Here is a 26,287-nt window from a genome sequence, read left to right as displayed (position 1 = left end):
ATCACCACATGTCAAACGCAACGTATTCTGTGCGCACGATTTCGGTCGAGCACGTCACCATCAGTTCTGCAAACCCCTTCGAGAATGTTCGAGCGAAGCTCTCATCCTTGGCCCCCCGCATCGATGATGGAATCTTCGTCCTTCTCCGCTACGGTGAGAGCAAGCGAGCACTTCAGGAACTGGAGGCATGTCCCGCACTGTCTATTTTCTCTCAGCGTGATCACGGCGCGCTGCTAGCTGTGGCGGGACTCCAGCGCCGTTCCATTCAGTACGATATTGGAAATCCACTTACAGCCTCCAAAATGACCCGCCACCATTTGTCAGCTGGCCTGTACGCACCGGTCCGCGTTCTGCTGCGCGAGGATACGGGTGGCCAGGTCGCTTTCGAATACGACCGACCTGCCTTCGTTTTTGGGCAGTTTGGCTGTGACGAAGTCGACGAGGTGGCACTGCAGCTTGATCGCGATCTCAGGGCTTTGCTGGAAGAAGCTGCGAGCTGAAATCGAAGGCAAATCTCAAGAGCGAAAAGAACGATGCGTTACGAGAAAGGTCAAAAGGCAACGACACGGCGCCAGATACTCGAGACAGCCTCGAGGTGTTTTCGCCGCGATGGTGTGTCGGCCGCGGGAATCGCCGGAATTATGAGTGAGGCTGGCTTGACGAACGGGGCGTTCTATACCCACTTCGCATCGAAGGAAGAACTGGTTCGTGATGCATTAGCCGAGGCGCTCGACGGCCAGCAACGTCGCCTTGAGGAAGACCTGCACGCGGGACTCAGTCTTGAGGCCGTCATCCGTGGCTATTTGAACCCGGATCACCTTAAAGCACCGGAAATTGGATGTCCGTCAGCGGCACTGCTGCCGGAAATCGCACGGCAGCCTCAGCCAACTCGGGAGGCCTATGAGCAGGGGCTGAGCCGCTATGTTTCGCTGTTGGCGGGCCAGCTTGAGAACCCTGACTCTGCAGCCGCTCATCGCCGTGCGACAGCCATCTTCGCACTCATGGTGGGGACACTCGAGTTTGCGCGCGCGGTGGCAGATACGTCACGCGCGGAGAAGATCTTAGAGGGCGGCATTGAAGCCGCATTGCTACTTGCTGATGCTCAGTTCGCTTGATGTTTTGAAAAACGGCAGAAGCAACAATTGGAAACTAAAGGAACGGCCCACTAGGTGGATCGTTCTGCGCTCGCCGAAGAATCACATAGCACCCATCAATCCCTCCATAATCCTTAGCTAACCTCACTACGCGCCTAACGGCGGCCATTGCTATGACAATCATCTCGGAAGAGAGCGGTTTGCTGACTCTCATCAATGTGTTCACGGTGAGTCCAGACAATCAGCAGAGGCTTATCGATCTTCTGACTCAAGCAACTGATCTATCCGTGCGCCATGCAAGGGGATTCGTTTCTGCCGCTTTGCACCGCAGTCTGGATGGCACCAAAGTCACGATGTATGCCCAATGGCAGAGCATGGAAGCGTATCAGGCCATGCGCGGAGATCCTGTCGCGATTCCGTATTTAACGGAGGCTTTGGAGATCGCTACGTTTGAGCCTGGCGCATATACCGTCGCAGGAACGTTTGCCCCACAAGTCACAAATCAGTGACAAGGTGGCTCGGCGGCTGAGTGCTCCTTGCCACGAGTTGCGCGTCCGCTTCGAGCCAAAGGCGACATCCCAGGTATCGCAAGCGCTGCCGGCAGGATCGATCCGCACGCTAGCCCCAGACCCCCCTTTCTGTAAACCTTAGGGTTTCATCACGAAACTGCCGCTTAGGGTTGGAAGCCTGATGTTGCATCCATCGAACAATCAGCGCAATGAAACACTAGACCCCTAACCTTTCGGGGCAGGCTTGCGCGGACGACTTCATTGGGTGCTGCGGGTCGAAAACGGATATCCGCGTTCTCGCGCCGGCTCATATTTGGCCGATCTAGGGGGGCAGCGGAGCAAAGCAGACCGACCGTCGGTTTCTGGCTGTGTCTAGTTTGGGCCATACGCGCACAAATTCCCGACACCATTCGCCACAAAAGAGCGTTCTAGCTCATTGATCCAACGTAAATTTGTGGAAAAATTGCGAATGCCATAGTTTGTGCAGCCCCTAAACGCCATAGTTTGTGACGCGCGCACAAACTATGGACGTGGGAACACCCATGTTGTGGGCGGCTAGGCCAATCGCCATTCACCATTGCACCACACCGGCGCATTGTCCATGATGGTGCAATGAACGATACGGCAGCTCGGGCGTGGGCGGAGCCGTTGGCGACCGGAGTGGCGCTGGCGGATGGGCAGTTGCGCCTGGTGTGGGTGAATCCGGCGCTGGCGGAGTTGTTGGATATCGGTCCGCGCAGTGCCGTGGGTCAGTCGCTGGCCGTGTTGCTGCATCGTCCGGAATGGATGGCGTTGGCGGAGCGCGCGTTGCGGGAGCCGTCGCCGCATCAGTTGCGTGGCATCGACATACCGTCGGCGCGTGGCGAGACGGCGCGGGTCGACGTGTCGATGCAGCGCCTTGCCAGTGGCGAGTTGCTGTTGGAGGTGCATGCGCTGGCGCCGACCGCCGTGTCGGATACGCCGCTCTCGGCTACGCTGCGCGGCTTTGCGCATGAGGTGAAGAACCCGCTCGCGGGTTTGCGTGGCGCCGCGCAACTACTGCAGCGACGCGTCGAGGACGAACAGCTGCGCAGTCTGGCCGGCCTGGTGATTGCTGAAGCCGACCGCCTGGCTGCACTGGCCAATCGACTGTTGCGCCACGGCGGCGCGGCCGCGCAACTGGGCGATGTGAACATTCACGAACAACTTGAACGCCTTGGTGATCTGTTGCTGGCCGAGCCGTCGCCGCCGACGTTGCGCCACGATTACGACCCCAGCCTTCCGGATATCTACGGCGACGCCGATCGCCTGTTGCAGTTGCTGCTCAACCTCGCGCGCAACGCCATCGAAGCCGGTGCGAAGACGCTGGTCTTCCGCACCCGCGCCGAGCCGGCCGTACGCCTGGGCGAACGCATGGCGCGCATGGCCTTGCGCGTGGACGTGGTCGACGATGGTCCGGGCGTACCGGAATCTCTGCGCGACACCTTGTTCGAACCGCTGGTTTCCGGTCGCGCCGATGGCAGCGGCCTGGGCCTCGCGCTGGCACGCGAGATCGCACGCGAACACGGCGGCGAGCTGCGTCACGTGGGACGCGCCGGCGAAACCACCTTCTCACTGTATTTGCCGATGGGGCACGCGCATGACTGAGCCACGCTCCGAGATCTGGATTGCCGACGACGACCGCGGCGTTCGCTTCGTCCTAGCCGAGGCGCTGCGCGATGCGGGCCTGCCCGTACGCGAGTTTGGCGACGCCGAGGAAGTGCGAGAGGCATTGCGTTCGGCATCGCCCGCGCTGTTGGTTACCGACGTGCGCATGCCGGGCGAAGGCGGCCTGGCGCTCATCGCTGCGCTGAAAGCGCAAGGCGTGGGCCCGGTGATCGTGATGAGCGCGTTCACCGATGTCGCTACCACGGCGGCGGCCTATCGCGCGGGCGCGGTGGATTATCTGGCCAAGCCGTTCGATCTCGACCAGGCGGTGGCTGCGGTGCAACGCGCGCTGGCCGACGTGCCCGCTTCGATCGCCGCTCCCGCCACAGCACCTGCGCCCACGCACGCCTTGCTTGGCGAAAGCCCGGCGATGCGCGAAGTGTTCCGTTTGATCGGCCGCGTCGCGGCGAGCGATCTCAACGTGTTGATCACCGGCGAAACCGGCACCGGCAAGGAACTGGTGGCGCGCGCGCTGCACGATGAAAGCGCACGGCGCGGCAAGCCGTTCGTCGCGCTCAACACGGCGGCCATCCCCAGCGAACTGCTGGAAAGCGAACTGTTCGGCCACGAGGCCGGCGCCTTCACGGGCGCCACGCGTCGACATGCCGGGCGCTTCGAGCAGGCGGAAGGCGGCACCTTGTTCCTCGACGAAATTGGCGACATGCCGCTCGCCTTGCAGACACGCCTGCTGCGCGTGCTGGCCGGCGGCGAGTTCTATCGCGTGGGTGGACGCGAACTCATTCGCGGCAACGTGCGCATCATTGCCGCCACGCATCAGGATCTGGATGCGCGCGTGGCGGCAGGGCAATTTCGCGCGGACCTCAAGCATCGACTCGACGTGGTGCGCATCGAGCTGCCGCCGCTGCGCCAGCGTCGCAACGACATCCCGCTGCTCGCCCAGCATTTTCTCGCCAGTGCCGCGCAGGAGCTGCGCCTGCCGCCCAAGCGCTTTTCCAAGGCGGCGCTCAAGGCGGTGGCGCAGCGCGACTATCCCGGCAACGTGCGCGAGCTGGAAAACCTCTGCCGTCGCCTGGCCGTGATTGCGCCTGGCAACGAGATTCTCCCGGCCGACCTTGGCGCGAATACCGCAAGCAGTTCGGCGGGCGGCTGGACCGAGGCGCTGCGTGAATGGGTATCGCAGGCCCTGGCCGATGGCGAAGTGGATATCCACACGCGGGCACGCGAAGCGTTGGACCACACCTTGTTGCAGGTAGCGCTGGAAGCCCACGAAGGCCATCGCCAGCACGCCGCGGCAGCCCTCGGCGTGGGCCGCAATACATTGACCCGCAAACTGGGCGCGTCGCGCACACGTCGGCCATCCAAACCCTGAGAGACTCACCATGAGCGTCACCACCCGCATCGCCGCCCGCGACGACATCGCGCATATCTCACAGTGGAACGTGTCGATGGCGTGGGAAACCGAACAAAAGGTGCTCGAGCCCACCGTGATCGAACGCGGCGTTACCGCAGTATTCGATGAACCGCGCCGCGGCTTCTACCTCGTGGCCGAGCGTGCTGGCGAACCCGTCGGCTGCCTGCTGGTTACCTACGAATGGAGCGACTGGCGCGCTGGCGATTTCTGGTGGATCCAGAGCGTGTATGTGGTGGAGTCGGCGCGTCGCGAAGGCGTGTTCCGACAACTCTACGAAGACGCCAAGCAGCGTGCGTCGCAAGCAGGCGCCGTGGGTTTGCGCCTGTACGTGGAAACGGAAAACGAGCGCGCGCAGCGTACCTACGCCGGGCTGGGCATGGAGCGTTGCCACTACTTCATGTACGAAGCCGAGTTCTGATGTATGTCAGGCCGGCAGCAATTGCCGGCTGAATTGTTCCGGTGGTATCGCGGTGCCGAACAGGAAGCCCTGCAACAGTGAGCAACCCGCGCGGCGCAGGTGTTCGGCTTGTGCGAGCGTTTCCACGCCTTCGGCCACCACGCTCATGTCCAGTCCGCGCGCCATGGTGATGATGGCGTCGGTGATGGCGGCGTTGTCCGCGTCGGTGGCGATGTCGCGCACGAAGGTGCGGTCGATCTTCAGCGCGTCGATGGGGAAATACTTCAGGTACGAAAGGCTGCAATAGCCGGTGCCGAAATCGTCGAGCGCCAGGCTCACGCCCAGGTCCTTGATGCCCTGCATGAGCGCCCGGCTCTGGTCGCCCGCGGACATCACCATGCGCTCGGTGAGTTCCAGCTCGATCAGCGACGGCGGCAGTTGCGCTTCTTCCAGCGCGGTCTTCAGCGTGGCGTGAAAACCCGGATGCTGGAATTGCGGCGCGGCCACGTTCACCGCCACCACGATGGGTCGGCCCGCGCGATACCACGCGCCGGCCTGGCGGCAGGCTTCGCGGATCACCCATTCGCCGATGGGCACGATCAGGCCGCTTTCTTCGGCCACTGGGATGAACTGGTCGGGCATGTATACGTCGCGGCCATCCACCTGCCAGCGCAACAGCGCCTCGGCGCCGACGATGGCACCAGTGCGCGCGTCGACCTTGGGCTGGTAGTGCAGGTGCAGGTCGCCACGCTTGAGCGCCTTGCGCAGATCCTGTTCGATGCGCAGGCGCGCGGCAGGCAATTCGCTCATCTGCGAAGTGAAGAAGCGGTAGTCGTTGCGACCCTTCATCTTCACTTCGTACATGGCGATGTCGGCGTTGCGAAGCATCGCTTCGGCATCGAGCGCATCGTCGGGATAGACGCTGATGCCCACGCTGTAGCTGATGTTGAATTCGCCCATCTTGCTGGACGCCGAGGACTGCCACAGGCGCATGAGCTTCTCGCACAACTGGCTGGCTCCCGAGCGGCCATCCACGTGCGACAGCAGCACCACGAACTCGTCGCCGCCGATGCGGCTTACCGTGTCTTCGTTGCGTAAATGGTGGCGCAGGTGGCCGGCGAATGCGCGCAGCAGGTCGTCGCCGGCCGTGTGGCCCAGCGCATCGTTGATCTGCTTGAAGTGATCGATGTCGATGTGCAGCAGCGCCGCTTCGTCGTGGCGGCGCACGGCCGCGGCCAGTACCTGTTCCAGTCGCGATTGCAGCAGGCTTCGGTTGGGCAGGCCGGTGAGCGTGTCGTGCTGTGCCAGGTGCGCCATCTTCAGCGCCAGCGCGCGCGTTTCGCTCACGTCGTGGAACACCAGCACGCCACCGATGACGCTGCCGGCGTGATCGTGGATGGAAGCGGCCGAATCCTCGATGGGCGTTTCGAAGCCGTTGCGGTGGAGCAGCACCGCATTGCCCTTCAGTTCGACGATGGCATCGCGCGTGATGGCATCGAGCAGCGGGCTGTGCAGCGGCTCGCGCGTGCGGCTGTCGATGAGGCGGAACACCTCGCTCATCGGCTTGCCCACCGCTTCGGCCTGGCTCCAGCCCGTCATCGCTTCGGCGATGGGGTTGAGCGAGGTCACGCGATGCTGCAGGTCGGTGGTGATGACGGCGTCGCCGATGGAGCGAAGCGTCACCTCGGCCAGTTCGCGTTCGCGGAACAGTGCTTCCTCGTAGGCCTTGCGCTGGCTGATGTCGAGGATCTGAGCGATGGCGTGATACGGCTCGCCTTTCATCGATCGCACCAGCGACACGCTGAGCAGCACGTACACGACATGGCCGTCGCGATGGATGTAGCGCTTCTCCAATTGATACGTTTCGCGCCGGCCCTCCCGTAGTGAGCGCGACAGCTCGCGCGAGGCGGGCAGGTCGTCAATGTGGGTGAGGTCGGGCAGGGCGCGCGCGAGCAGTTCCTGTTCGCTGTAGCCCAGCATCTCGCACAGCGCGGCGTTCACCCGCAGCATGTGGCCTTCGGTGGTGACCAGGGCCATGCCGATGGGAGCGTGCTGGAACGCGCCGAAGAAACGCTGCTCGCTTTCGCGCAGCTGCAATTCCAGCGCATGGCGCGCGGTGATGTCGATGAACACGGTGAACACGCCGCGCACGTGGCCTTCATCGTCCACGTCAGGCTGGAAATTGCCGTGCACGTAGCAGCGCGCGGAGCCCGCGAGGAGTTCGCCTTCGTACACCGCGGCCTCGCCGGCCAACGCCTGCTCGAGGCAGGCCCCGGCATGCTGCACGTTCCACACGCCGATCACTTCGTCGACGGTGCGGCCGATCATCCGTTCGGGGTCGATGCCCAGCCAGCTGCGATGCGTGGCATTGGCGAAACGGAAACGCCGCTCGCGATCCACGTAGGTGATCAGCGCGGGCGTGCCTTCCAGGACATGGCGGGGCCATTGGGCCTCGCCTCCTGCAGGGACGAACTCGTGATCGGTTTGGCGCATCGTAAGTTCGGCCCGCTGGCGCACCCCCCGCGCCTTGTCAGCGCATCATGCGCCAAGTGGGGCCGGCTGTGCAGGTGGTCCCGGTTCCTTTGTGTACCGGACCGCGTCAACAGTCAGTGCAGGGCCTGGGCCGGTGCGCCGAGCTGGCCATCGGCATCGAGCAGGATGCAGCCGAGCGCGTGCAGATCCGCCGAGACGCCGTGGCGTGCAGCCAGCTCCGTCACCAGCGGTCCAAGTGCCTTGGGATGCAGTGGGTAACCGTGTGCGAGCACGCGGGCGCGGCCGCCATCGCCGCGTTGTGCCAGCGTCACCGCCACCACGCCAAGGCCCGGCGCCTCGTGTGCATAGAGTGCCGGTGCGTCATAAGCGGAGTCGGTGGTGCCGAAGGTTTCGAGCAAGTAGCCCGAGGCGGGTTCGCCGTTGGACAGCATCAGCGGCAGGTGATGCGCATCGAGCAGCGCGGCGTACTGGCGCAGTTCGAACACGGCACCGGCGAAGTCGTGGGCGCGTTGGCTAAGTTCGCCTGGCTGGCTGCGCAACCAGTCGGCCGGCGATTGCGCTTCCACCTTGCCATCGTGATAGCGAAGCGCGAGGCCGCGCGCGCTCATCGTGCTCTCTTCGCGATACGGCGTGAGCAGCGCGGCCTCGAGCAGGGTCCACAGCGGCGCGAGGTTCACGTGTTCGTATTGCACGCAGGTGAGCGCGAGCAGGTCGTTGCGACTGAGGTAGCGCGCATGCTCCAGGCGAACGCCCAGCGTGCGCATCAACCAGTCCGCGGTGCGGGTGCCGGCTTCGCCGCGACCCACCAGCTCCACTTCCAGTTTTTCCGAGAGGCTTTCGGCCAGCGCTTCGGGAGCGAGCAGCGAGATCGGCAGCAGGCGCATCGGGCCGTCGGCGAAGGCGGCTTCCGGCTCCAGCGGCTGCGCGGGCATGTGGCCCTCGTGGGTGCCGAAGGCCACCACGTTTTCCAGATGGCCGCGCGGCACGCGCCGGGCCAGTTCATCCAGCGTCGCCCATACGGGGAAACCGGGGCGCAGCAGCTCCACCGCGTCGAACAGCGCACCGGCCACGGCAAGGCGCGCTTCGGCCACCTGGGGGACGAGCGCATGCAGGTCCTCGGCGACCAGGGCGGCCAGTTCGGCGGCCTCGTCGCGGCTCAGCGTGCGGTGCGAGGGGGTGTCACCGGCGGAGAGCTCCAGCGCGAGGACCACAGGGAGGGCGACGAGCGTTTGTGCTTCCACGGATCACGAACCCGAACAGCAAAGAACCGGATTTTAGAGCCTGTTTAAGGTTTCACCATAGCCCGCGTTGTCCATCGGCATGTGGCCAGGCGCCCGCCACGGCTCGACCTGACCACCAGTCAGGCGCTTCGCCGCGCCAGGCGCCTGGCCACATGCCGATGGACAACCCTGCGGGCCGGGCCTGTTTGCCCGCCATCCATCGTCATCACTCGGTTGTGTATCGACATACACGCCCGCGTTCTTCCTTGTCTGGCGGACAAACAGGCCCGGCGCGGGCCATGGTGAAACCTTAAACAGGCTCCAACATTTGCCGGGTTTTGGGCTTTCACCGGGTGGCCCCGCGCGTTAGCCTTGAGGACTCGGCTTTTTCGGACTGTTCCAGCCATGGAAAACACGCTCAAGCGCGTCGGTGTGATCGGCGGCGTACGTATCCCGTTCTGCCGCAACAACACCGCCTACGCCGACGTCGGCAATTTCGGCATGTCGGTGAAAGTGCTTGGGTCGCTGGTGGAACGCTACGGCCTGCACGGCGTGGAGCTGGGCGAAGTGGCCATGGGCGCGGTGATCAAGCACGCCTCGGAGTGGAATCTGGCCCGCGAAGCGGTGCTGTCGTCGGGTCTCAAACCCACCACGCCGGCGATCACCACGGCACGCGCCTGCGGCACGTCGCTGGACAACGCCATCATCATCGCCAACAAGATCGCCACCGGGCAGATCGAGGCCGGTATCGCCGGCGGTTCGGACACCACCAGCGACGTGCCCATTGTGTTGGGCGAGCGCCTGCGCAAGCGCCTGCTCGCCGTCAACCGCGCCAAGACCTGGCAGGAGAAGCTGCGCACCGCCACGCACGGTTTTTCGCTGAAGGAACTGAAGCCCGCGTTTCCGGGCGTGGCCGAGCCGCGCACCGGCATGTCGATGGGCGACCACTGCGAGAAGATGGCCAAAGAGTGGCACATCGCGCGGCAGGCGCAGGACCAGCTGGCGCTGGACAGCCATCACAAGCTCGCCGCTGCGTATGACGCCGGCTTCTTCGAAGACCTGGTGGTGCCGTTCCGCGGTTTGAAACGTGACGGCTTCCTGCGACCCGACAGCACCTTGGAAAAACTGGCCTCGCTCAAGCCCGCGTTCGACAAGAGCTCGGGCCACGGCACGCTCACCGCCGGCAATTCCACTGGCCTTTCCGATGGCGCCGCCGCCGTGCTGCTGGGCACGGAAGCATGGGCGACACAGCGTGGCTTGAAGGTGCAGGCATGGTTCCGCGATGCGGAAGTGGCGGCGGTGGATTTCGTGCACGGCGAAGGCCTGCTGATGGCACCGACCGTGGCCGTGCCGCGCATGCTGGCGCGCCATGGACTCACGCTGCAGGATTTCGATTTCTACGAGATCCATGAAGCCTTCGCCGCGCAGGTGCTGTGCACGCTGCGTGCGTGGGAAAGCGCGGACTACTGCAAGCACCGCCTTGGCCTCGATCAGCCGCTGGGCACCATTGATCCGGCCAAGCTCAACGTCAACGGTTCGAGCCTTGCGACCGGTCATCCGTTTGCGGCTACCGGTGCACGCGTTATTGCCACGCTGGCCAAGCTGCTCGAGCAGAAAGGTTCCGGCCGCGGCCTGATTTCCATCTGCACGGCCGGTGGCATGGGTGTCACCGCCATTCTCGAACGCTGAGCGAATCCGCTCGCTGTTTGTCGCCGATGTTTCGCCTTCGCACCACCGTCAGCCTGAGTTTGCTTGCACTGGTCGTGGGCGTGGCGGGCACGGCATGGCTGAGCACGCTGACTGGCGATTGGCAGGGCCCCACCGGCCATGCCGACAACACCTCTGCGCGTCGTGACAAGGTACGCATGATCGTGCGTCGTCGTGCACACACGACGGCGCCACGCGAGCCGGTCGCCGCTGCAACGGCTTCCCATGCACCGACACTGATGGCGCCCATCCGCGCAGCAGAAGACCTGCCCACGCTCACGCCGATCGACATGCCTCCGCTGTCGACGCCATGGCTGCAACGCGTCGCCTTCGCCAGCGGCCGCGTGGTGTTGCGGCTGACCGTCGATGGCGAAGGCCGTGTGGGTCAGGCAGCAGTGGCCGAATCCAGCGGCAACGCGGGCCTTGATGATCGCGCCTTGCGCACGGCAACTCACTGGCGCTTCGCCGTTCCCGTGGACCATCCGGATGGCTTGAGCGGCCTGTTGGTCATGCGCTTCGACGACACGCCTGCCGCGAATCTCTAGACCGCTTCAAAGCACGCCTTGCACGCCCGCACCGAAGGCGGTGATCAGGCGCGTATAGATCAGCTTGGGCGACACGTCGACATCAGGGAAGTCGCCCACCGGTGTGTAACAGCTGAGGAAGGCTGGATCGCTGGGCCGCATCGGCGTGCAGCCTGCCTTGAGGTCGTAGCTGGTGGCGTAGCGATACGGCCACAGGTCGAAGATGGGCAGGCTCGCGGAGATGTCGCCGATGGCCATGCTCAGGCTGCTCTGCTGGCGCGGCGCGATGACCCAGGCGTTCTCCGGCTGCGTGTCACGCAAGATGCTGTCGCGCAGTTCGCTGGCGAAGCGGGCGTCGTACACGATCACGCCGGCCTCGGTGTTGTAGTGGTCCGAGCGCGGGTCGAAGTTGTGCGAGCCGACCATGGCGAAGTCGTCGTCCACCACGATGGACTTGGCATGCAGTCCGAAACGGCGGCCGGGCGTGGTCAGCGGCGCAGGACGGTTGCGGCGCGCGCTGCCGCGGCTGCCGAGCAGGCCGCGCTCCGTACCCACGCGACGATGCACCTGCTTGCCACCTTGCACGGATGGTTCGGGACCTTCGTCCGCCGCTGCATCCGCGTTGTCCTCGGCAGGACCTACCGCGTGCGGTTTCATTTCGTAGATTTCGAAACCGTAGTCCTTGAGGTAGCGCTTGCGGTGCTTGTAGGAGAGGGCATACACCGCGAACGCATCGGTGGAGGCGAGCGAATTGGTCGACACCACGATGCGCGGCGGCGAGGTGCCCTGATGCAGGCGCTCGAAGATGGCCTTGGCGCGGTCGCTCATCACCAGGTACGGCGTCTGCAGCACTACTTCGTGCTGGGCGGCGCCGACCATGCGCATCAGGTGCGTGGTGAACTCGTGGGCGCTGCGCTTGCCGGGTTCGTCCGTTTTCGCGGGAAGGTCGCTGAAATAGTCGACGCGGCCGGTGCGCAGGGTGTCGGAGACCAGCACGTCGTCGATCCATGCGTCATCGGCTGCTTCTTCCACCACCCGGGCCACCCGTTCCGGGTGCGCGTAACGCGGTTCCGGCAGCGGGCCGGGATGGACGCTGTCGAGCAGGTAGCGGTTGACGTCGCGCAGGTGGGTGAGCGGCGTGGAGCGCTTGTGGTTCCAGAACGTTTCGAAACTGGTGGCCATGTCGCGCGCGGCCGGTCCGCCCACCATCACGTCGCGGTCGACGTAGTCGAAATCGTTGTCCCAGTCGAAATAGCGGTCCTGGTAGTTGCGGCCGCCGGTGATGCCGATGGCGTCGTCCACCAGCAGCAGCTTGTTGTGCATGCGCTGGTTGAAGGTCATGAAGCAGCACACGATGCTGGCGCTGAATTCCACCACCGAGGTCTGCGCTTCGTGGAACGTCGGGTTGTAGAGGCGTACCTCAAGGTTCTGGTTCACCGTGGCGAGCCGTTCCAGCAGCACGGGATCGCCGAAGGAGAACAACTGGTCGGCGAGGATGCGCACCTTCACGCCGCGCCGCGCCGCCTTGATCAGCTCGTTGAGCACCAACTGGCCGGCGTCGTCCTGGTCCCAGATGTAGGTCTGCACGTCGATGCTGCGTTGCGCGGCGCGGATCAGGTTGAGTCGCGCGACCATCGCCGCCTCGCTGTCGTTGAGCAGCGTGACTACGTGCACGGGCTGATCGGGCGTGGAGTCGCTGATCGCCTGATGCGCGGCGTCAAGCAAGGGCGAGTCGATGGCGCAATGATCGTCGCGGTCGCAATCGAGCTGGCGCTGCATGTCTGCAGCGACCGCAGCATCCGCTCGCCGGATGCGCGTGGGCGACACGCTGCATCCCGACAAGATCAGGATCGCTGCAAACAGAAAGGAGACGGCGATCCCACGTTGGCGCATGCCGCGATGATACGGGAGACGACGGCGGGACTCAGTCAGTGTTCGCTGAACGCCTTGCGTAATCGAGGCTGATCATCATGCCCAGTTGCACCTGGTCGGAGATGGCCGTGCGATGGTTGCTCATGCCGAAATCGCTGCGCTGGATGGTACCGCGCACGGAGATCACGCACTCCTGCAGCGAGTCGAGCGGGCAGTGCGAGGGAAGCACTTCGAAATGCGCCGGCTTGGTGACGCCGCGCAGCGTCAGCGTGCCATCGAGGTTGCCGCCTTTCTCCAGCATGCCCAGCGAGATGGGATCGGAGATGAAATGGATCGAAGGAAAACGCGAGGCGTCGAAGAACTCCGGCGCCAGTACCCAGCGACGGATGCGGTCCGAGCCCATGCGGATGCTGTCGACGGTGATGCGCGCATCGACGATGGCGGTGTCATGCAAGGTGCTCAGCGTGACATCGCCGTCGATTTCCTCGAAGCGGCCGTTGATCTGGCTCAACCAGAACAGGCGAACGCCGAAGTCGGCGTGGGAGCGTGCGGGATCGATGCGGTAATCCGCTGCCTGCGCCGGCAGCATGACGAGCAACAACAGCGCGAGGCAGCAACTGGCAAGCGGCAAACTCATGGGGACCAGAAAGCATCCAGGCGGGCGTTGCCCGGTTCGAGCGCACCATCGAGATGCAACACCGCCAGGCCGGCGGGCGGCATGCCGCGGAACTCGTCGGAACGACCCTCCACCAACAGGGCCACCAGGCGTTCAATGCCCGGGTTATGGCCTACCAGCACCACCGTGCCGGCATCGCCGTGCTGATCGAGCAGGGCCAGCAGTTCGCCCGGCGTGGCGTCGTAAATGTCGTCGGCGAATTCGGTGACCGGCACGTGGCTGTAGGCGGCGAGTGCGAGTGCGGCCGTGGCGCGGGTGCGTTCGGAAGGCGAGCACAGCACGCGGTCAGGCTTCACCCCGTGCGATACCAGCCATTTGCCGGCGGCCTTGGCTTCCTGCTCGCCGCGTCCGCTCAGGCGGCGGCTGTGGTCATCGGCACCCGCCGGAGCCGGTTGGGCTTCGGCGTGACGCAACAGGATGAGTTCATGCATGGTGGGCTCCTGGGGATGCTCTGTTCTACGCGGTGACGGTGTCATCGCTTCCGTTGGCTCGCAGGTCGCGATGCGTGACTTGCCCAGGCCACCCGCCTGCGCCATGCCGCGCTCCCCCACTTCGCCGACTTGCTGGACATCATGCCACCCTCGCCGAACAGAACAGAGCACTCCTTGGTGTTACGGACTCGCAGCGCACCTTCAGTGCTGGCGTTTGATCCAGCGCAGCAGGTGTTTCCAGTCTTCCTGATGACTGCGGACGTTTTCCGAGGCGTAATCGAAGATGCCCTTGCCCAGCGCCGTCAGCAGCACATAGGCCTGGCTGTCGCGCAACTGCGCCACCACGGGAAACGGTGCCTGCTCGGACAGCTGGTTCATGGCGTCCTGACTGGCATTCGTCCACGGCTTGAGGCGGTTGCCCACCAGGCCCACCGGCAGCCTTCCCCGCTTGATGCGGTTGATGCGTTTCAGTTCCTCCAGGAAACCGAACGTGGCATCGAGGTCGAAGGTTGACGGCAACACCGGCACCAGCACGATGTCGGCCTTTTCGAGATAAGGCTCCAGGTCCTTCTCCTGCGAACCGGCGGGCGTGTCGATGAGCACGCGCTGGGTATCGGGAGGGAGTTTCTCCATGGAGCGCCGGCCGCCTTCGATGGCCAGTACGCCGGGCACCGTATCGGGGCGGTTGGCCGCCCAGCGGAATCCGGACTGCTGCCGGTCGGCGTCGACGATGGCCGTGTGCTTGCCATCCTGCGCCCAATGCGAGGCCAATTGCGTGACCAGCGTGCTCTTGCCGCAACCGCCTTTGCTGCTTGCTACCAGTACCGTCAGCATGATGCCGCCCCAGTGTCCAAGCCGGGGCCAAGCCTACATGATGGCCCGGGCGCCGACGCAAGCATGAGTGTCGTTGGGCAGCTCATGCGTTGCGTTCGAAGGCCGCGGGAATCAGCCAGCCTTGCCCGGTTCCCAGTCAGTGGGCGCATCCACCGGCATGTTGTAGTCGTGTAGTGCGGTAAGCACCAGGCTCATCTGCGTGCCGCCGGAGCGGGCGAGCACCAGCAGATGCTGGGCCACCGTGCTGTCGCCTTTGGCGCGCATCGACAGCTGCGAGAAGCTCTGCACCTGCCACACCAGGTTGCGGCGCAGGCGCTTGGCGTCCTCCTGCTGCGAGGAATCCTCGTCCAGCACTTCGCGCAGATGCAGGCCCAGCGAACGGGCCAACGGGCTGGAACCCCACTCCAGAAGCTTGCCCAGCTTCAGGCAATCGGCCTTCACGCTGGCCTTGTCGGCATTGTCTTCGCACAGGCGGGCGGTGGCCTGCAGCGCCGGCTGCGGCTGGCCTTCGGCCAGACCGAACACCAGGGTGAGCTGCACGTCGGCGCCGTTGGTGGCCGAGAGCGGACCAACCACATTGGTGGGCGGCGGCAGCAGGGTCACGGTGGTGGCCAGCGCCTTGAGCGTGGCGCCGGCGTAGTCGTCGTAAACCTTGGCGGAAGCGGCTTTGGCGAGGTCCTCGCGGGCATCGTCGTTCTTGCCGTCGCGGATGTCCTGGCCCAGCTTGAGCAGCCACACGGCGGCGTTGTCGGGTGCCTGCTGCACCAGTTTGGACACCGCGTCGCTGTTGGGGCAGTCCGCGGCCTTGGCGTCGCAGTCGGTCAGCCGGGCCCAGCTGATCTCCGGCCCTGCGCCCTGCGCGGCGGCGGCGCGGTCGATCAGGGCATGGAAGCTGTTGAAGTCCGGCTGGTCCTGCAGGGGGCGGGCGAGCAGGGCGGCGCCCATCAACGGGATGGGATCGGCCTGCGGAGCGATCACGCTGACCAGGTCTTTCTGGTACTGCAGCAGGGCCTGGCGGCGGGCGGTCTGCTGGGCGTCCGTGGCGCCGGCGGGGGCCTTTGCGGGCGTCTTGGCCGCCAAGGCGGGGCCGTAAGCGGCGGCCAGCAGCAGTGCGAAAAAGAGGTGGCGCCGTCCAAGCATCGAGGGGTCCTTACCCAAAGCCAACCCTCAGGATAGCGTCCAAGGATTAAGCTCGCCTGATCCGCGGGACGCCAAGGGCGGGAGAATGCGTCCTGCCTTGCTAGCATGGCCGCTTCGCGACGCCCCGGGGTGATACGTCATCCTGCGCAGCACAGGAGAAGACCACGTGAACGATATTTCCTTTTTGGCCGACGGCCGTGCGGCCCCCTGGTTCGTGGGCTGGGGCACGCTTGCCTTGATCAACGCCGGCCTCGCCCAGGGCAAGAACCGCAGCGGCCTGCTGTGGTTCCTGCTGTCGCTGGTGTTCGGGCCGCTGGCCACGCTGGTGCTGGTGCTGATGCCCAAGGCACGCCAGACGCTGTTCTGAGCTGGGCCAGAAACGAAAAACCCGGTGCGCTGCCGCACCGGGTTCGGGGAACCGGTAGGACTTACTCGCCCAGCGCTTCGCGCATGAATTCCGGCTGGGCCAGCGCCGCCTTGTGGATATCGGCGTTGTAGTAGCGGGTAGGGAAGTTCTTGCTCAGCGCGCCGCGCTCGCGGAAGCCGGCCAGGTCACCGCCCTTGCGCACCATGGTGCAGCTCCACCAGCCGGTGGGGTAGCACGGCTGCGGGAACGGCAGCGTCTTCACCGCGCTGAAGCCGGCGGTGCGCATGGCCGAACGCATGGACTTGATCAGCTCAAGGTGGGCGATGGGCGATTCCGACTGCTGCACCAGGATGCCGCCGTGGCGCAGGGCCTTGTAGCAGCTGGCGTAGAAGGCGGCGTTGAACAGGCCTTCGGCCGGGCCGACCGGGTCGGTCGAATCGACGATGATCAGGTCGAGCGACTCGGGCTCCGCTTCGGCCATGTACTTGATGCCGTCGATGAACAGCAGCTCGGCGCGCGGATCGTTGTTGGAATCGCACAGTTCCGGGAAATACTGCTCGGCCAGGCGCGTGACGCGCTCGTCGATTTCCACCTGCACCGCGTGCTCCACTTCCTCGTGCTTGAGCACTTCGCGCAGCGTGCCGCAGTCACCGCCGCCGATGATCACCACGCGCTTGGCGCGCGCATGGGTGAACAGCGCCGGGTGCGTCATCATCTCGTGATAGAGGAAGTTGTCGCGGCTGGTCAGCATCACGCAGCCGTCGATCACCATCAGGTTGCCCCAATCGGTGGTCTGGTAGATCTCGATGGTCTGGAACGGGGTTTTCTCGGCGTGCAGCAGCTTCTCCACGCGGTAGCCGATGGAGGAGCCGGAGGCCTGGTGGGCTTCGGTGAACCAGCTGGGGTGCTGCGACATGGGGATGTTCCTGACGAAAAGATGGGTTCAAAGAACGGGAATTGTAGCCGAACGGGGTCTCCGGAGCCGCCGGCCCGGGCCCAAGTCTTCGGCACATTGTCACAAGAGGCCGTTACAATAGCCGTCCGAACCGCCGTGCCCATCTGCCCGCGGTTCGCCAGGTCAGCCGCGGCCCCGCGGCGTGCGAGGCTTCCGGCCCGGCTGACTTCTGCTCCAAACGAGAGCGTTACCGTCAAGGCTCGCCGCTGCGACGACATGTCCAGGGTGTTACACCCGTAAAACAAGGAACCCTCCATGTCGAAGCACTGGAACATCGATGCTGCCCGTCATACCTACGCCGTCCCGCATTGGGGCGATGGCTACGTGGACATCAGCGAGGCCGGCCACATCGTGATGCGTCCCAAGGGTGCCACCGGCCCGGCGCTGTCGCTGCCGGCCATCGTGGACCGCGCCAAGGCCGAAGGCCTGCGCCTGCCGCTGCTTGTTCGCTTCCCGGACATCCTCGCGGATCGTTTGAAGCGTTTGCAGGAGGCGTTTGCCAAGGCCATCGGCGAATGGAATTACGCGGGTGGCTACACGGCCGTCTATCCGATCAAGGTGAACCAGCAGCGCGGCGTGGCCGGCGAGCTGGTGGCCGCGGGCGAACATGGCTTCGGTCTCGAAGCCGGCTCCAAGCCCGAGCTGATGGCCGTGCTGGCGATGGCGCGTCCGGGCAGCATCGTGATCTGCAACGGCTACAAGGACCGCGAATACATCCGCCTCGCGCTAATCGGCCGCAAGCTCGGCCTGCGCGTGCACATCGTGATCGAAAAACTTTCCGAGCTTGATCACGTGTTCACCGAAGCCAAGGCGCTCAACGTCGAGCCGCTGCTCGGCGTGCGCGTGCGCCTGGCCTCCATTGGCGCAGGCAAGTGGCAGAACACCGGCGGCGACAAGGGCAAGTTCGGCCTCTCGCCTAGCCAAGTCCTCACGCTGGTGGAACGCCTGGACCAGGCCAACCTCAAGCACACGCTGAAGCTGCAGCACTTCCACATGGGCTCGCAGATTTCCAACGTGCGCGACATCGCCAACGGCATGCGCGAAGCCACGCGCTACTTCGTGGAATTGAAGCGCATGGGCGTGCCGCTGGACATCGTGGACGTCGGCGGCGGCCTGGGCGTGGACTACGAAGGCTCGCGCTCGCGCAGCCATAACTCGATCAACTATTCGATCGAACAGTACGCGGCCACCATCGTGCAGTCGCTGGCTGAGGCGGTGGCCGAAGAAAACCTGCCGGCCCCGCACATCATCACCGAGGCCGGCCGTGCGATGACTGCGCACCACGCCGTGATGGTGGTGAACGTGACCGAAGTGGAACCGGTGCCCGAGGGAAATATTCCTGCCGCGCACGACCACGAACCGGCCGTGTTGCGTCGTCTGCGCGAAACCTGGGACGAGATGGACGCGCGCCCCGCGCTTGAACTCTTCCATGAAGCGCAGCACCACCTTGCCGAAGGCCAGGCGCTATACGCGCTGGGCCAGCTCCATCTGGAAGATCGCGCGCGTCTGGACGACATGTACTACGCCATCGCCAACGCCGTCCGCACGCGCCTGTTGCCGGCCGAGCGTTCGCATCGCCAGGCGATGGACGAACTCGACGAGAAGCTGGTCGACAAGTACTTCGTCAACTTCTCTGTGTTCGAATCCGTGCCGGACATCTGGGCCATCGACCAGATCTTCCCGATCGCGCCGATCGCACGATTGAACGAAGAGCCCACGCGCCGTGGCGTCATCGTCGACCTCACCTGCGATTCCGATGGCCGCATCGACGACTATGTCGACGCCGAAGGCGTGGACGTGAGCCTGCCGCTGCACGCGCTGAAGGAAGATGAAAGCTATCGCCTCGGCATCTTCATGGTCGGCGCGTACCAGGAAACCCTGGGCGACATCCACAACCTGTTCGGTGACACCGACGCGGTGAACGTGCGCGTGGACGGCGATTCGTATGTTTTCGCGCACAAGCGCCGCGGCGACACCACCGACCTGATGCTCGACTACGTAGGCTACGACCTCGAAGTCCTGCGCCGCAGCTATCGCGAACGTATTGCGGCGGCCGGTGTCGAAGGCGATGCAGCGGAACAGTTGTTTGTCACATTGAATGAAGGTCTCACCGGATATACCTACCTCTCCGAGGGTGTGCGCTGAGGCGGTGACCAGCCGCTTCGCGTCGCTCTCCGCTCGTCATTCCGGCGCAGGCCGGAATCCAGTTGCCGGGTGTTGGATTTTTGCGAAGGTCGACATCGGGCTTTTCGCGACAACCGCACATGGCCGCCACTGGATTCCGGCCTGCGCCGGAATGACGAGGCAGGAGAGGGCGGCGCGCGACGTTATCCGTTCGTCGCATGGCCGCACACCGGCAGGCTGTGACAGCCCGTGCCGTTGACGACGACACAGGCTTCAACCTGACAACCGTTTCTGCTTTCCCCCGTTCCCCATCGACAGGAGTGGTTATGGCAAGTCTCGACGGCAAGGTGGCACTCATCACTGGCGCAGCCAGCGGCCTGGGCAAGGCAATTGCCGAGCTTTATGCAAAGAATGGCGCCGCAGTCGCCATCGCCGACATCAACCAGCAGGCCGCCGATGCGGCTGCGAATGAAATCAACGCGGCGGGCGGCAAGGCCATCGGCATCGCGATGGATGTCACCAACGAAGACGCCGTGAATGCGGGCACCGACAAGGTGGTCGCGCAGTTTGGCCATCTCGATATCCTCATTTCCAATGCGGGCGTGCAGATCATCAACCCGATCGAGCAGTTCGCGTTTGCCGACTGGAAGAAGATGCTGGCCATCCATCTCGATGGCGGCTTCCTCACCACCAAGGCTGCGCTCAAGCACATGTACAAGGGCGATCGCGGCGGTACCGTGATCTACATGGGCTCGGTGCATTCGCACGAGGCATCCAAGCTCAAATCCGCTTATGTCACCGCCAAGCACGGCCTGCTGGGCCTGGCGCGCACGCTGGCGAAGGAAGGCGCCGCGCACAATGTGCGCTCGCACGTGATCTGCCCCGGCTTCGTGCGCACGCCGCTGGTGGAAAAGCAGATTCCCGAGCAGGCGAAAGAGCTGGGCATCAGCGAAGACGAGGTGATCAAGAACGTGATGCTCAAGGACACCGTGGACGGCGTGTTCACCACGGTGGAAGACATCGCGCAGACGGCGCTGTATCTGGCCACGTTCCCGTCGGCGGCGCTCACCGGTCAGTCCATCGTGGTGAGCCACGGCTGGTACATGCAGTAATCGACGTGCCCCGCCCGGCGGTGTCGGGCGGGGAAGCATTCGTGCCCATCGATACCGCACCACGCGTGCTCGATTGCGCCGCGCGGGCAACCTGCCGGGAGTGCCACCATGAAGATCGCTGACGTGAAGGCCAATGCCTTCGCCATGCCGTTGACCAGTCCAGCGTTTCCGCTGGGACCTTATCGCTTCGTCAATCGCGAATTCCTGGTCATCACTTATCGCACCGACCCCGACGCCTTGCGCGAGGTGGTGCCGGAGCCACTGGAGATCGGCGAGCCGCTGGTGAAGTACGAATTCATCCGCATGCCCGATTCCACCGGCTTCGGTGACTACACCGAATCGGGCCAGGTGATTCCGGTCAGCTTCCAGGGCCAGCATGGCGGCTACGTGCATTCGATGTACTTGAACGACCACCCGCCGATCGCGGGCGGTCGCGAGCTGTGGGGTTTCCCCAAAAAGCTGGCTACGCCGCAGCTGGATACCGAGATCGATACGCTGGTGGGCACGCTGGACTACGGCAAGGTGCGCGTGGCCAAGGCCACCATGGGGTTCAAGCACCGGCCGGCCGATCACCAAGCCGTGCTGGACTCGCTGGCGGCGCCCAACTTCCTGCTCAAGATCATTCCGCACGTGGACGGCACGCCGCGCATCTGCGAACTGGTCCGTTACTTCACCACCAACGTGACACTCAAGGGCGCGTGGACCGGGCCGGCATCGCTGGAGCTTCATCCGCATGCGCTCGCACCGGTGGCGGAACTGCCCGTGCTCAAAGTGGTATCGGCCCTGCATTTCATCACGGACCTGACGCTCGACCTGGGCACCGTGGTGCACGATTATCTGGCCGAGTGAGTCGAGGCTGATTCGTATGGACGTCCGCAAGAAAAGCAAAGCACCCAACGCTTCCGCACGCGATGTGCTCAAGCAGCACCATAAGAAATACGAAACCGTCGCCCTGGTATTGCAGGGTGGCGGCGCATTGGGCGCCTACCAGGCTGGCGTTTACGAGGCCTTGGACGAGGCCGGCCTGCATCCGAACTGGGTGGCGGGCATTTCCATCGGCGCATTGAACGCGGCGATCATCGCCGGCAATGCGCCCGAGCAACGCGTCGCGCGATTGCGCGAATTCTGGCAATCGATCACGCGGCCGCCGTTGATGCCCACCTGGCCCACGGTGCCGCTGGATCCGGGGGCGTGGGAATTGCCATGGCAGAACGGCCTGAGCGGGCTGGCGGCGTTGCGCGCGCTGATGGAAGGGCAACCCGGTTTCTTCACGCCGCGTCCGTTCCCTCTGCTGCCATGGCGCGCGTCGCCCGCCACGGCCAGCTGGTACGACACCTCGCCACTGAAGGGCACGCTGGAACGGCTGGTCGATTTCGACCGCATCAACCACAAGACCTCGATGCGCGTGTCGGTGGGTGCGGTGAACATCCGCACCGGCAACTTCGCTTACTTCGACAACACCGGCGGCAACCTGCGGGTCGAGCATTTCATGGCGTCCGGTGCGTTGCCGCCGGGTTTTCCGGCCATCGAAGTGGACGGCGAGTTCTATTGGGATGGCGGCATGGTCTCCAATACGCCGTTGTACAAGGTGCTGTCCGATGCCTCGTGCCGCGACTCGCTGATCTTCCAGGTGGACCTGTGGAGCGCGCGCGGTGAACTGCCGCGCGACCTGGCCGAAGTCACCACGCGCGCCAAGGACATCCAGTATTCCAGCCGCACGCGCCTGATCACCGAGTACATGGCCAACCGCCAGCGCCAGCAGCGCGTGCTGCATGACCTGATGGCGCTGGTGCCGGAAGACCAGCGTCATCACCAGGCCTACCGCCAGGCAGACATCTACGCGAGCGGCGCACTGGTCAACCTGTTCCACCTCATCTATCGCAATAAGCCGTACGAAGGGCACTACAAGGATTACGAGTTCAGCGCGGACAGCATGCGCCAGCACTGGGCCAGCGGCAGAGACGACATGCAGTGCACACTCGATGAGCCGGAGTGGTTCGAAAAGCCCTCGGCCGAGCACCCCTTCGTGACGCACGACGTACACTGTGACGATTGAAACCCCAGGAACACACATGAGTCTCAAGGCAGCATTCATCGGACTCGGCGCCATGGGCACGCCGATGGCCGGACATCTCAAAACCCATGGCCTGCTCCATGCCGTGGCCAGCCGCACGCAGTCCAATGCCGATGCCGTGGCGAAGGAACTTGGCGTCGCCGCTCCGTCGCTGGCGGAGATCGCCGCGCAGTGCGACGTGATCGCGTTGTGCGTCACCGCCGATGCCGACGTGCTCTCCACCGTCGATGCGCTCATGCCGCATCTGAAGCAGGGCGCAATCGTGGTGGATCACTCCACCGTGGCACCCGACACGGCCAAGCAGGCCGCCGCGAAGCTTTCCACCGTCGTTGCGCGTTTCCTCGATGCACCGGTGTCGGGTGGCGTGGAAGGTGCGAAGAACGGCAAGCTCTCCGTGATGGTGGGTGGCGACGCCGACGTGCTCGAACGCGCGCGTCCGGTGCTGGAAGCGTATGCGCTGCGCGTCACGCATCTGGGCGATGTCGGCGCGGGCCAGGCGACCAAGGCGGTGAACCAGGTACTCGTGGCTGGCATTGCACAAGGCGTGTGCGAAGGCCTCGCGCTGGCCGAGGCGCTGGGCCTGGATCCGGAACGCTTGCTGCCCACGCTGGGTGCTGGCGCCGCCGGCAACTGGTTCCTCGAAAAGCGCGGCGCCACCATGCTGCGCAACGAATTCAGCGTGGGCTTCAAGCTGGGCCTGCTGCACAAGGATCTGGGCATCGTGCGTCGCATTGCCGAAAGCGCCGGCACCAATCGCAGCGTGATCGAGCGCTCGCTCGCCGACTATGCCGAACTCATGAGCCAGGGCTACGGTGACGATGACATTTCCGGTTTGATCAGGCTCAAGCGAAAAGGCTGATGAGCGTCGATCTGCGCGGACGCTGAAACAAAAAAGGCCGTGTCATCGACACGGCCTTTTTCCTTGCGCGCGTGAAGCGGCGCCTTGCTTACTTGCCTTCCTTCAACGCAATCGCATTGATGCCGGCCGAGGACAAGCGCTGCTTGGCCGATTCCAGTTCAGTGGCCGAATGGAACGGGCCCAAGCGCACGCGGTTGTAGGTCTGGCCGTTGACGCTCACCGGCGACACGTTGGCGACGAAGCCCTGCATGGCGAGCTTGGCCTTCAGCGTCTCCGCGTCGGACGGGCTCGGGAAGGCACCGACCTGCAGGAGATAACCGCTGGCCGTCGGTGTGGCGGCCGCCGCGGTCGGTGCCGGTGCACGCACTGCCGATTCCGGCGCCGGCGTGATGGCTTCGGACACCGCGGCCGGACCAGGCGCCGGCTTCTGCGCGGCGGCCTGGGCCTGTTGCTGTGCGGCGGCCTGCGCTGCCTGCTGGGCGGCCTGCTGTTTCTGCTGCTGCTCGGCCTTGGCCTGCGCGCTGATCACGGCATCGGGAATACGCACTTCCTTCTCCGACAGCACGGAGTAGAAGTCGTATTGCGGCTTTTTCGCCGCGGGCGCGATGTCATTGGCGGAGGTGGATTCCGAGCCGGCGGCGCCGGCATCGCTGCCGCGCTGCGCGGTGGCCTGGGCGTTGGGTTGCGGGCCATCGCTGGCGCGCGGCGCCATCGGCAGATGTCCGCGCATGGCAAACATCAGCACGGCACCGATCAGGATGCCGATGACGGCCCAACCCCAGCCCGGCATGCCACCGCTGTTGTTGCGGACGGCCTGTCGACCTTTGCCCTTGCGTGCTGCCATTTACATCTTCTCCGGGGCACTGAGTCCCAGCAAATCCAAACCATTGCGGATGACCTGGCGTACGGCAAGCGCCAGCGTGATGCGCGCATTGCGCAACTCGGCGTCATCCACGATCCACTTGTGCTCGTGATAGTAGCTGTGAAGCGCGCCCGCGAGTTCGCGCAGATATTGCGCGATCAGGTGCGGTTCCAGATTGGCGGCTGCGGCTTCCACCACTTCCGGGTAACGCGACAGCTCGGTGAACAAGGCTTGTTCGTGTTCGCTGTCCAGACGTGAGAGCTGGGCCACGCCTGCCTGCGTGTCCACCGGCGGCAGGCCGCGTTCGGCCAGTTCTTCCAGCACGCGGCTCACGCGGGCGTGGGCGTACTGGATGTAGTAGACCGGGTTGTCGTTGCTTTGCGAGCGCGCCAGGTCGATGTCGAACACCAGCTGCGAATCGGCCTTGCGGGCGATCAGGAAGTAGCGGGTGGCGTCGCGGCCGGCTTCCTCGATGAGGTCGCGCAAGGTGAGGTAGCTGCCGGCGCGCTTGGAGAGTTTCACCTCTTCGCCGCCACGCATCACCGTCACCATCTGGTACAGCACGTAGTTCGGGTAACCCTTGGGAATGCCGGTGTCCAACGCCTGCAGGCCCGCCTTCACGCGCGCCAGCGAGCCGTGGTGATCGGAACCGAGCACGGTGACCGCGTTGACGTAGCCGCGCTGCCACTTGGTCATGTGGTAGGCCACGTCCGGCACGAAGTACGTGTAGCTGCCGTCGGACTTGCGCATCACGCGGTCCTTGTCGTCACCGTAGTCGGTGGAGCGCAGCCACAAGGCGCCACCTTCCTCGTAGGTGTGGCCGTGGGAAACCAGCTCGCGCACGGTCTCGTCCACCTTGCCGTCGCCGTAGAGCGAGGACTCGAGGTAGTACACGTCGAAGCTGACGCCGAAGGCGGCCAGGTCCAGGTTCTGCTCGCGGCGCAGGTAGGCCACGGCGAAATGACGGATGGCTTCCAGATCTTCGGCGTCCTTCGCGCCAACGACCACATGCCCTTCCACTTCAACGGTGTCGCCGTTGAGGTAGGCCTGCGCCACGTCGGCGATGTAGTCGCCGCGGTAGCCGTCTTCCGGCCAGCCGGCATCGTTCGGCGTGAGCCCGCGCGCGCGCGCCTGCGTCGACACGGCGAGATTGTGGATCTGCACGCCGGCGTCGTTGTAGTAGAACTCGCGCCGCACGTTCCAGCCGGTGGCATCGAGCACGCGCGCGATGCAATCGCCCAGCACCGCGTTGCGGCCGTGGCCCACGTGCAGCGGACCGGTCGGGTTGGCGGACACGAATTCCACGCCTGCCATTACGCCCTTGCCGCTGGTGCTGCGGCCGTAGGCGTTGCCGTCCACGAGCACACGGCCCACTTCGGCGTGATAGGCGCCCGGCGCGAGGAAGAAGTTGATGAAGCCGGGCCCGGCGATCTCCACCTTGCCCACCAGCGTATTGGCCGGCAGGGCGGCGACCAGCTTCTCGGCCAACTCGCGCGGCTTGGCGCGGGCGGGCTTGGCCAGCAGCATCGCCGCGTTGGCCGCGAAGTCACCATGATCGCGGCTGCGCGTGCGTTCGATCACGAAGTTGGGCACTTCGAGGTCGGCAGGCAGGGTGGCGTCGTTCTGCAGGGTACGAATGGCCTGCAGCAGCAGTTCGCGCAGCTGTTCTTTCACGGTAAGGGTCTGACGGCGATGGAACCCCCAATCCTAACAGACACAGGCCTTGACGGCCGTGGTTCCGGGGTGTGCGGCAGCGTGCTGCGATGCGGTGGGGAAGTCTGTGGATAAGTCTGTGGGGAAGCTTGGCCGCTGCACGAGCGGATATTGGCTTTTCCCGTTGGAAATCGCCATGTCACAAAAAATAATCAATTGAATCAGCAGGCTACGCGTCACATATGAGGGCCGCAAGAGATTGTGAACGGAAAGTGCCGTCTCAGGCCAAATGTGCATAAGTCACAGGACGCGCCTGCCGGGAGCGC

Annotated in this window: 24 protein-coding genes; 14 read left to right on the top strand and 10 right to left on the bottom strand. The window is 64.6% G+C overall.

Features of this window, described 5'->3' with window-relative positions; translation table 11 throughout:
* The first annotated feature begins 8 nt into the window (after positions 1-8).
* From ABIC75_RS21790 to ABIC75_RS21765, 6 genes are all read left to right on the top strand, one after another.
* Positions 9-500 carry a DUF302 domain-containing protein gene (locus tag ABIC75_RS21790; protein ID WP_354015999.1) on the top strand — a complete coding sequence of 164 codons (492 nt, stop codon included), beginning with the start codon at positions 9-11 and terminating at the stop codon, positions 498-500.
* Positions 501-533: 33 nt separating this feature from the next.
* Positions 534-1,115 carry a TetR/AcrR family transcriptional regulator gene (locus ABIC75_RS21785; protein WP_354015998.1) on the top strand — a complete coding sequence of 194 codons (582 nt, stop codon included), beginning with the start codon at positions 534-536 and terminating at the stop codon, positions 1,113-1,115.
* Between the two features lie 152 nt (positions 1,116-1,267).
* Positions 1,268-1,603 carry an antibiotic biosynthesis monooxygenase family protein gene (locus ABIC75_RS21780; protein WP_354015997.1) on the top strand — a complete coding sequence of 112 codons (336 nt, stop codon included), beginning with the start codon at positions 1,268-1,270 and terminating at the stop codon, positions 1,601-1,603.
* 612 nt (positions 1,604-2,215) lie between these two features.
* Positions 2,216-3,229, top strand: coding sequence for a two-component system sensor histidine kinase NtrB (locus tag ABIC75_RS21775; protein ID WP_354015996.1), 1,014 nt, complete (start codon positions 2,216-2,218; stop codon positions 3,227-3,229).
* Positions 3,222-4,619, top strand: coding sequence for a nitrogen regulation protein NR(I) (ntrC, locus tag ABIC75_RS21770; protein ID WP_354015995.1), 1,398 nt, complete (start codon positions 3,222-3,224; stop codon positions 4,617-4,619). The genes ABIC75_RS21775 and ntrC overlap by 8 nt, the downstream gene beginning before the upstream one ends.
* Before the next feature lie 10 nt (positions 4,620-4,629).
* Complete coding sequence (locus ABIC75_RS21765; protein ID WP_354015994.1) at positions 4,630-5,079, top strand: GNAT family N-acetyltransferase; 450 nt, start codon at positions 4,630-4,632, stop codon at positions 5,077-5,079.
* Between the two features lie 6 nt (positions 5,080-5,085).
* Here ABIC75_RS21765 and ABIC75_RS21760 read toward each other — a convergent pair whose 3' ends face one another.
* A complete protein-coding gene (locus tag ABIC75_RS21760) occupies positions 5,086-7,551 on the bottom strand; it encodes a sensor domain-containing protein (protein ID WP_354015993.1) in 2,466 nt (821 codons plus the stop codon).
* Between the two features lie 113 nt (positions 7,552-7,664).
* The gene (locus ABIC75_RS21755; protein ID WP_354015992.1) at positions 7,665-8,792 is read right to left on the bottom strand and encodes a hypothetical protein; all 1,128 of its coding nucleotides are present in this window, start codon (positions 8,790-8,792) and stop codon (positions 7,665-7,667) included.
* Between the two features lie 384 nt (positions 8,793-9,176).
* Here ABIC75_RS21755 and ABIC75_RS21750 point away from each other — a divergent pair, with 384 nt between their 5' ends.
* Together ABIC75_RS21750 and ABIC75_RS21745 are read left to right on the top strand one after the other, a co-directional pair.
* Positions 9,177-10,460, top strand: a complete 1,284-nt coding sequence (locus ABIC75_RS21750) for an acetyl-CoA C-acetyltransferase (protein ID WP_354015991.1) — start codon at positions 9,177-9,179, stop codon at positions 10,458-10,460.
* A gap of 26 nt (positions 10,461-10,486) precedes the next feature.
* Complete coding sequence (locus ABIC75_RS21745) at positions 10,487-11,023, top strand: energy transducer TonB (protein WP_354015990.1); 537 nt, start codon at positions 10,487-10,489, stop codon at positions 11,021-11,023.
* Positions 11,024-11,029: 6 nt separating this feature from the next.
* Here the strand turns inward: ABIC75_RS21745 and ABIC75_RS21740 are convergent, their stop codons facing one another.
* The 5 genes from ABIC75_RS21740 to ABIC75_RS21720 all read right to left on the bottom strand — a co-directional run bounded on the left by ABIC75_RS21740 (position 11,030) and on the right by ABIC75_RS21720 (position 15,955).
* Positions 11,030-12,895: a phospholipase D-like domain-containing protein gene (locus ABIC75_RS21740; RefSeq protein ID WP_354015989.1), complete on the bottom strand. Its 1,866-nt coding sequence runs from the start codon at positions 12,893-12,895 to the stop codon at positions 11,030-11,032.
* 31 nt (positions 12,896-12,926) lie between these two features.
* Positions 12,927-13,511, bottom strand: coding sequence for a YceI family protein (locus tag ABIC75_RS21735; protein ID WP_354015988.1), 585 nt, complete (start codon positions 13,509-13,511; stop codon positions 12,927-12,929).
* On the bottom strand, positions 13,508-13,981 hold the full coding sequence (locus tag ABIC75_RS21730; RefSeq protein ID WP_354015987.1) for a SixA phosphatase family protein: 474 nt from the start codon (positions 13,979-13,981) through the stop codon (positions 13,508-13,510). The genes ABIC75_RS21735 and ABIC75_RS21730 overlap by 4 nt, the downstream gene beginning before the upstream one ends.
* A gap of 201 nt (positions 13,982-14,182) precedes the next feature.
* Entirely contained in the window at positions 14,183-14,815 is a 633-nt protein-coding gene (locus ABIC75_RS21725) for a ParA family protein (RefSeq protein ID WP_354015986.1), read from the bottom strand.
* A 111-nt stretch (positions 14,816-14,926) separates the two neighbouring features.
* On the bottom strand, positions 14,927-15,955 hold the full coding sequence (locus ABIC75_RS21720; RefSeq protein ID WP_354015985.1) for a hypothetical protein: 1,029 nt from the start codon (positions 15,953-15,955) through the stop codon (positions 14,927-14,929).
* Positions 15,956-16,121: 166 nt separating this feature from the next.
* On the opposite strand from ABIC75_RS21720, the gene ABIC75_RS21715 reads away from it, so the two are divergent.
* Complete coding sequence (locus ABIC75_RS21715) at positions 16,122-16,322, top strand: antitermination protein NusB (protein WP_102302759.1); 201 nt, start codon at positions 16,122-16,124, stop codon at positions 16,320-16,322.
* Positions 16,323-16,383: 61 nt separating this feature from the next.
* On the opposite strand, the gene speE is transcribed toward ABIC75_RS21715, so the two are convergent.
* Positions 16,384-17,238, bottom strand: coding sequence for a polyamine aminopropyltransferase (gene speE, locus ABIC75_RS21710; RefSeq protein WP_019466540.1), 855 nt, complete (start codon positions 17,236-17,238; stop codon positions 16,384-16,386).
* A gap of 294 nt (positions 17,239-17,532) precedes the next feature.
* On the opposite strand from speE, the gene speA reads away from it, so the two are divergent.
* The 5 genes from speA (at position 17,533) to ABIC75_RS21685 (ending at position 23,446) form a co-directional block, all read left to right on the top strand.
* Positions 17,533-19,422, top strand: coding sequence for a biosynthetic arginine decarboxylase (speA, locus tag ABIC75_RS21705; RefSeq protein WP_354015984.1), 1,890 nt, complete (start codon positions 17,533-17,535; stop codon positions 19,420-19,422).
* Between the two features lie 305 nt (positions 19,423-19,727).
* Positions 19,728-20,513, top strand: coding sequence for a 3-hydroxybutyrate dehydrogenase (locus ABIC75_RS21700; protein WP_354015983.1), 786 nt, complete (start codon positions 19,728-19,730; stop codon positions 20,511-20,513).
* Positions 20,514-20,621: 108 nt separating this feature from the next.
* Positions 20,622-21,362 (top strand): acetoacetate decarboxylase, encoded by a 741-nt coding sequence (locus ABIC75_RS21695; RefSeq protein ID WP_354015982.1) that lies wholly within the window; start codon positions 20,622-20,624, stop codon positions 21,360-21,362.
* 16 nt (positions 21,363-21,378) lie between these two features.
* Complete coding sequence (locus ABIC75_RS21690; protein ID WP_354015981.1) at positions 21,379-22,569, top strand: patatin-like phospholipase family protein; 1,191 nt, start codon at positions 21,379-21,381, stop codon at positions 22,567-22,569.
* A 16-nt stretch (positions 22,570-22,585) separates the two neighbouring features.
* Positions 22,586-23,446: an NAD(P)-dependent oxidoreductase gene (locus ABIC75_RS21685; RefSeq protein WP_354015980.1), complete on the top strand. Its 861-nt coding sequence runs from the start codon at positions 22,586-22,588 to the stop codon at positions 23,444-23,446.
* 88 nt (positions 23,447-23,534) lie between these two features.
* On the opposite strand, the gene ABIC75_RS21680 is transcribed toward ABIC75_RS21685, so the two are convergent.
* Positions 23,535-24,290, bottom strand: a complete 756-nt coding sequence (locus ABIC75_RS21680) for an SPOR domain-containing protein (protein WP_354015979.1) — start codon at positions 24,288-24,290, stop codon at positions 23,535-23,537.
* Positions 24,291-25,982: an arginine--tRNA ligase gene (argS, locus tag ABIC75_RS21675; RefSeq protein WP_354015978.1), complete on the bottom strand. Its 1,692-nt coding sequence runs from the start codon at positions 25,980-25,982 to the stop codon at positions 24,291-24,293.
* Between the last annotated feature and the right edge of the window lie 305 nt (positions 25,983-26,287).

This window comes from Dyella japonica, assembly GCF_040545895.1.
Lineage (GTDB): Bacteria > Pseudomonadota > Gammaproteobacteria > Xanthomonadales > Rhodanobacteraceae > Dyella > Dyella japonica_D.
Note: the sequence above shows the minus strand (reverse complement) of the source record. Positions and strands in the feature narration are given on the sequence as shown.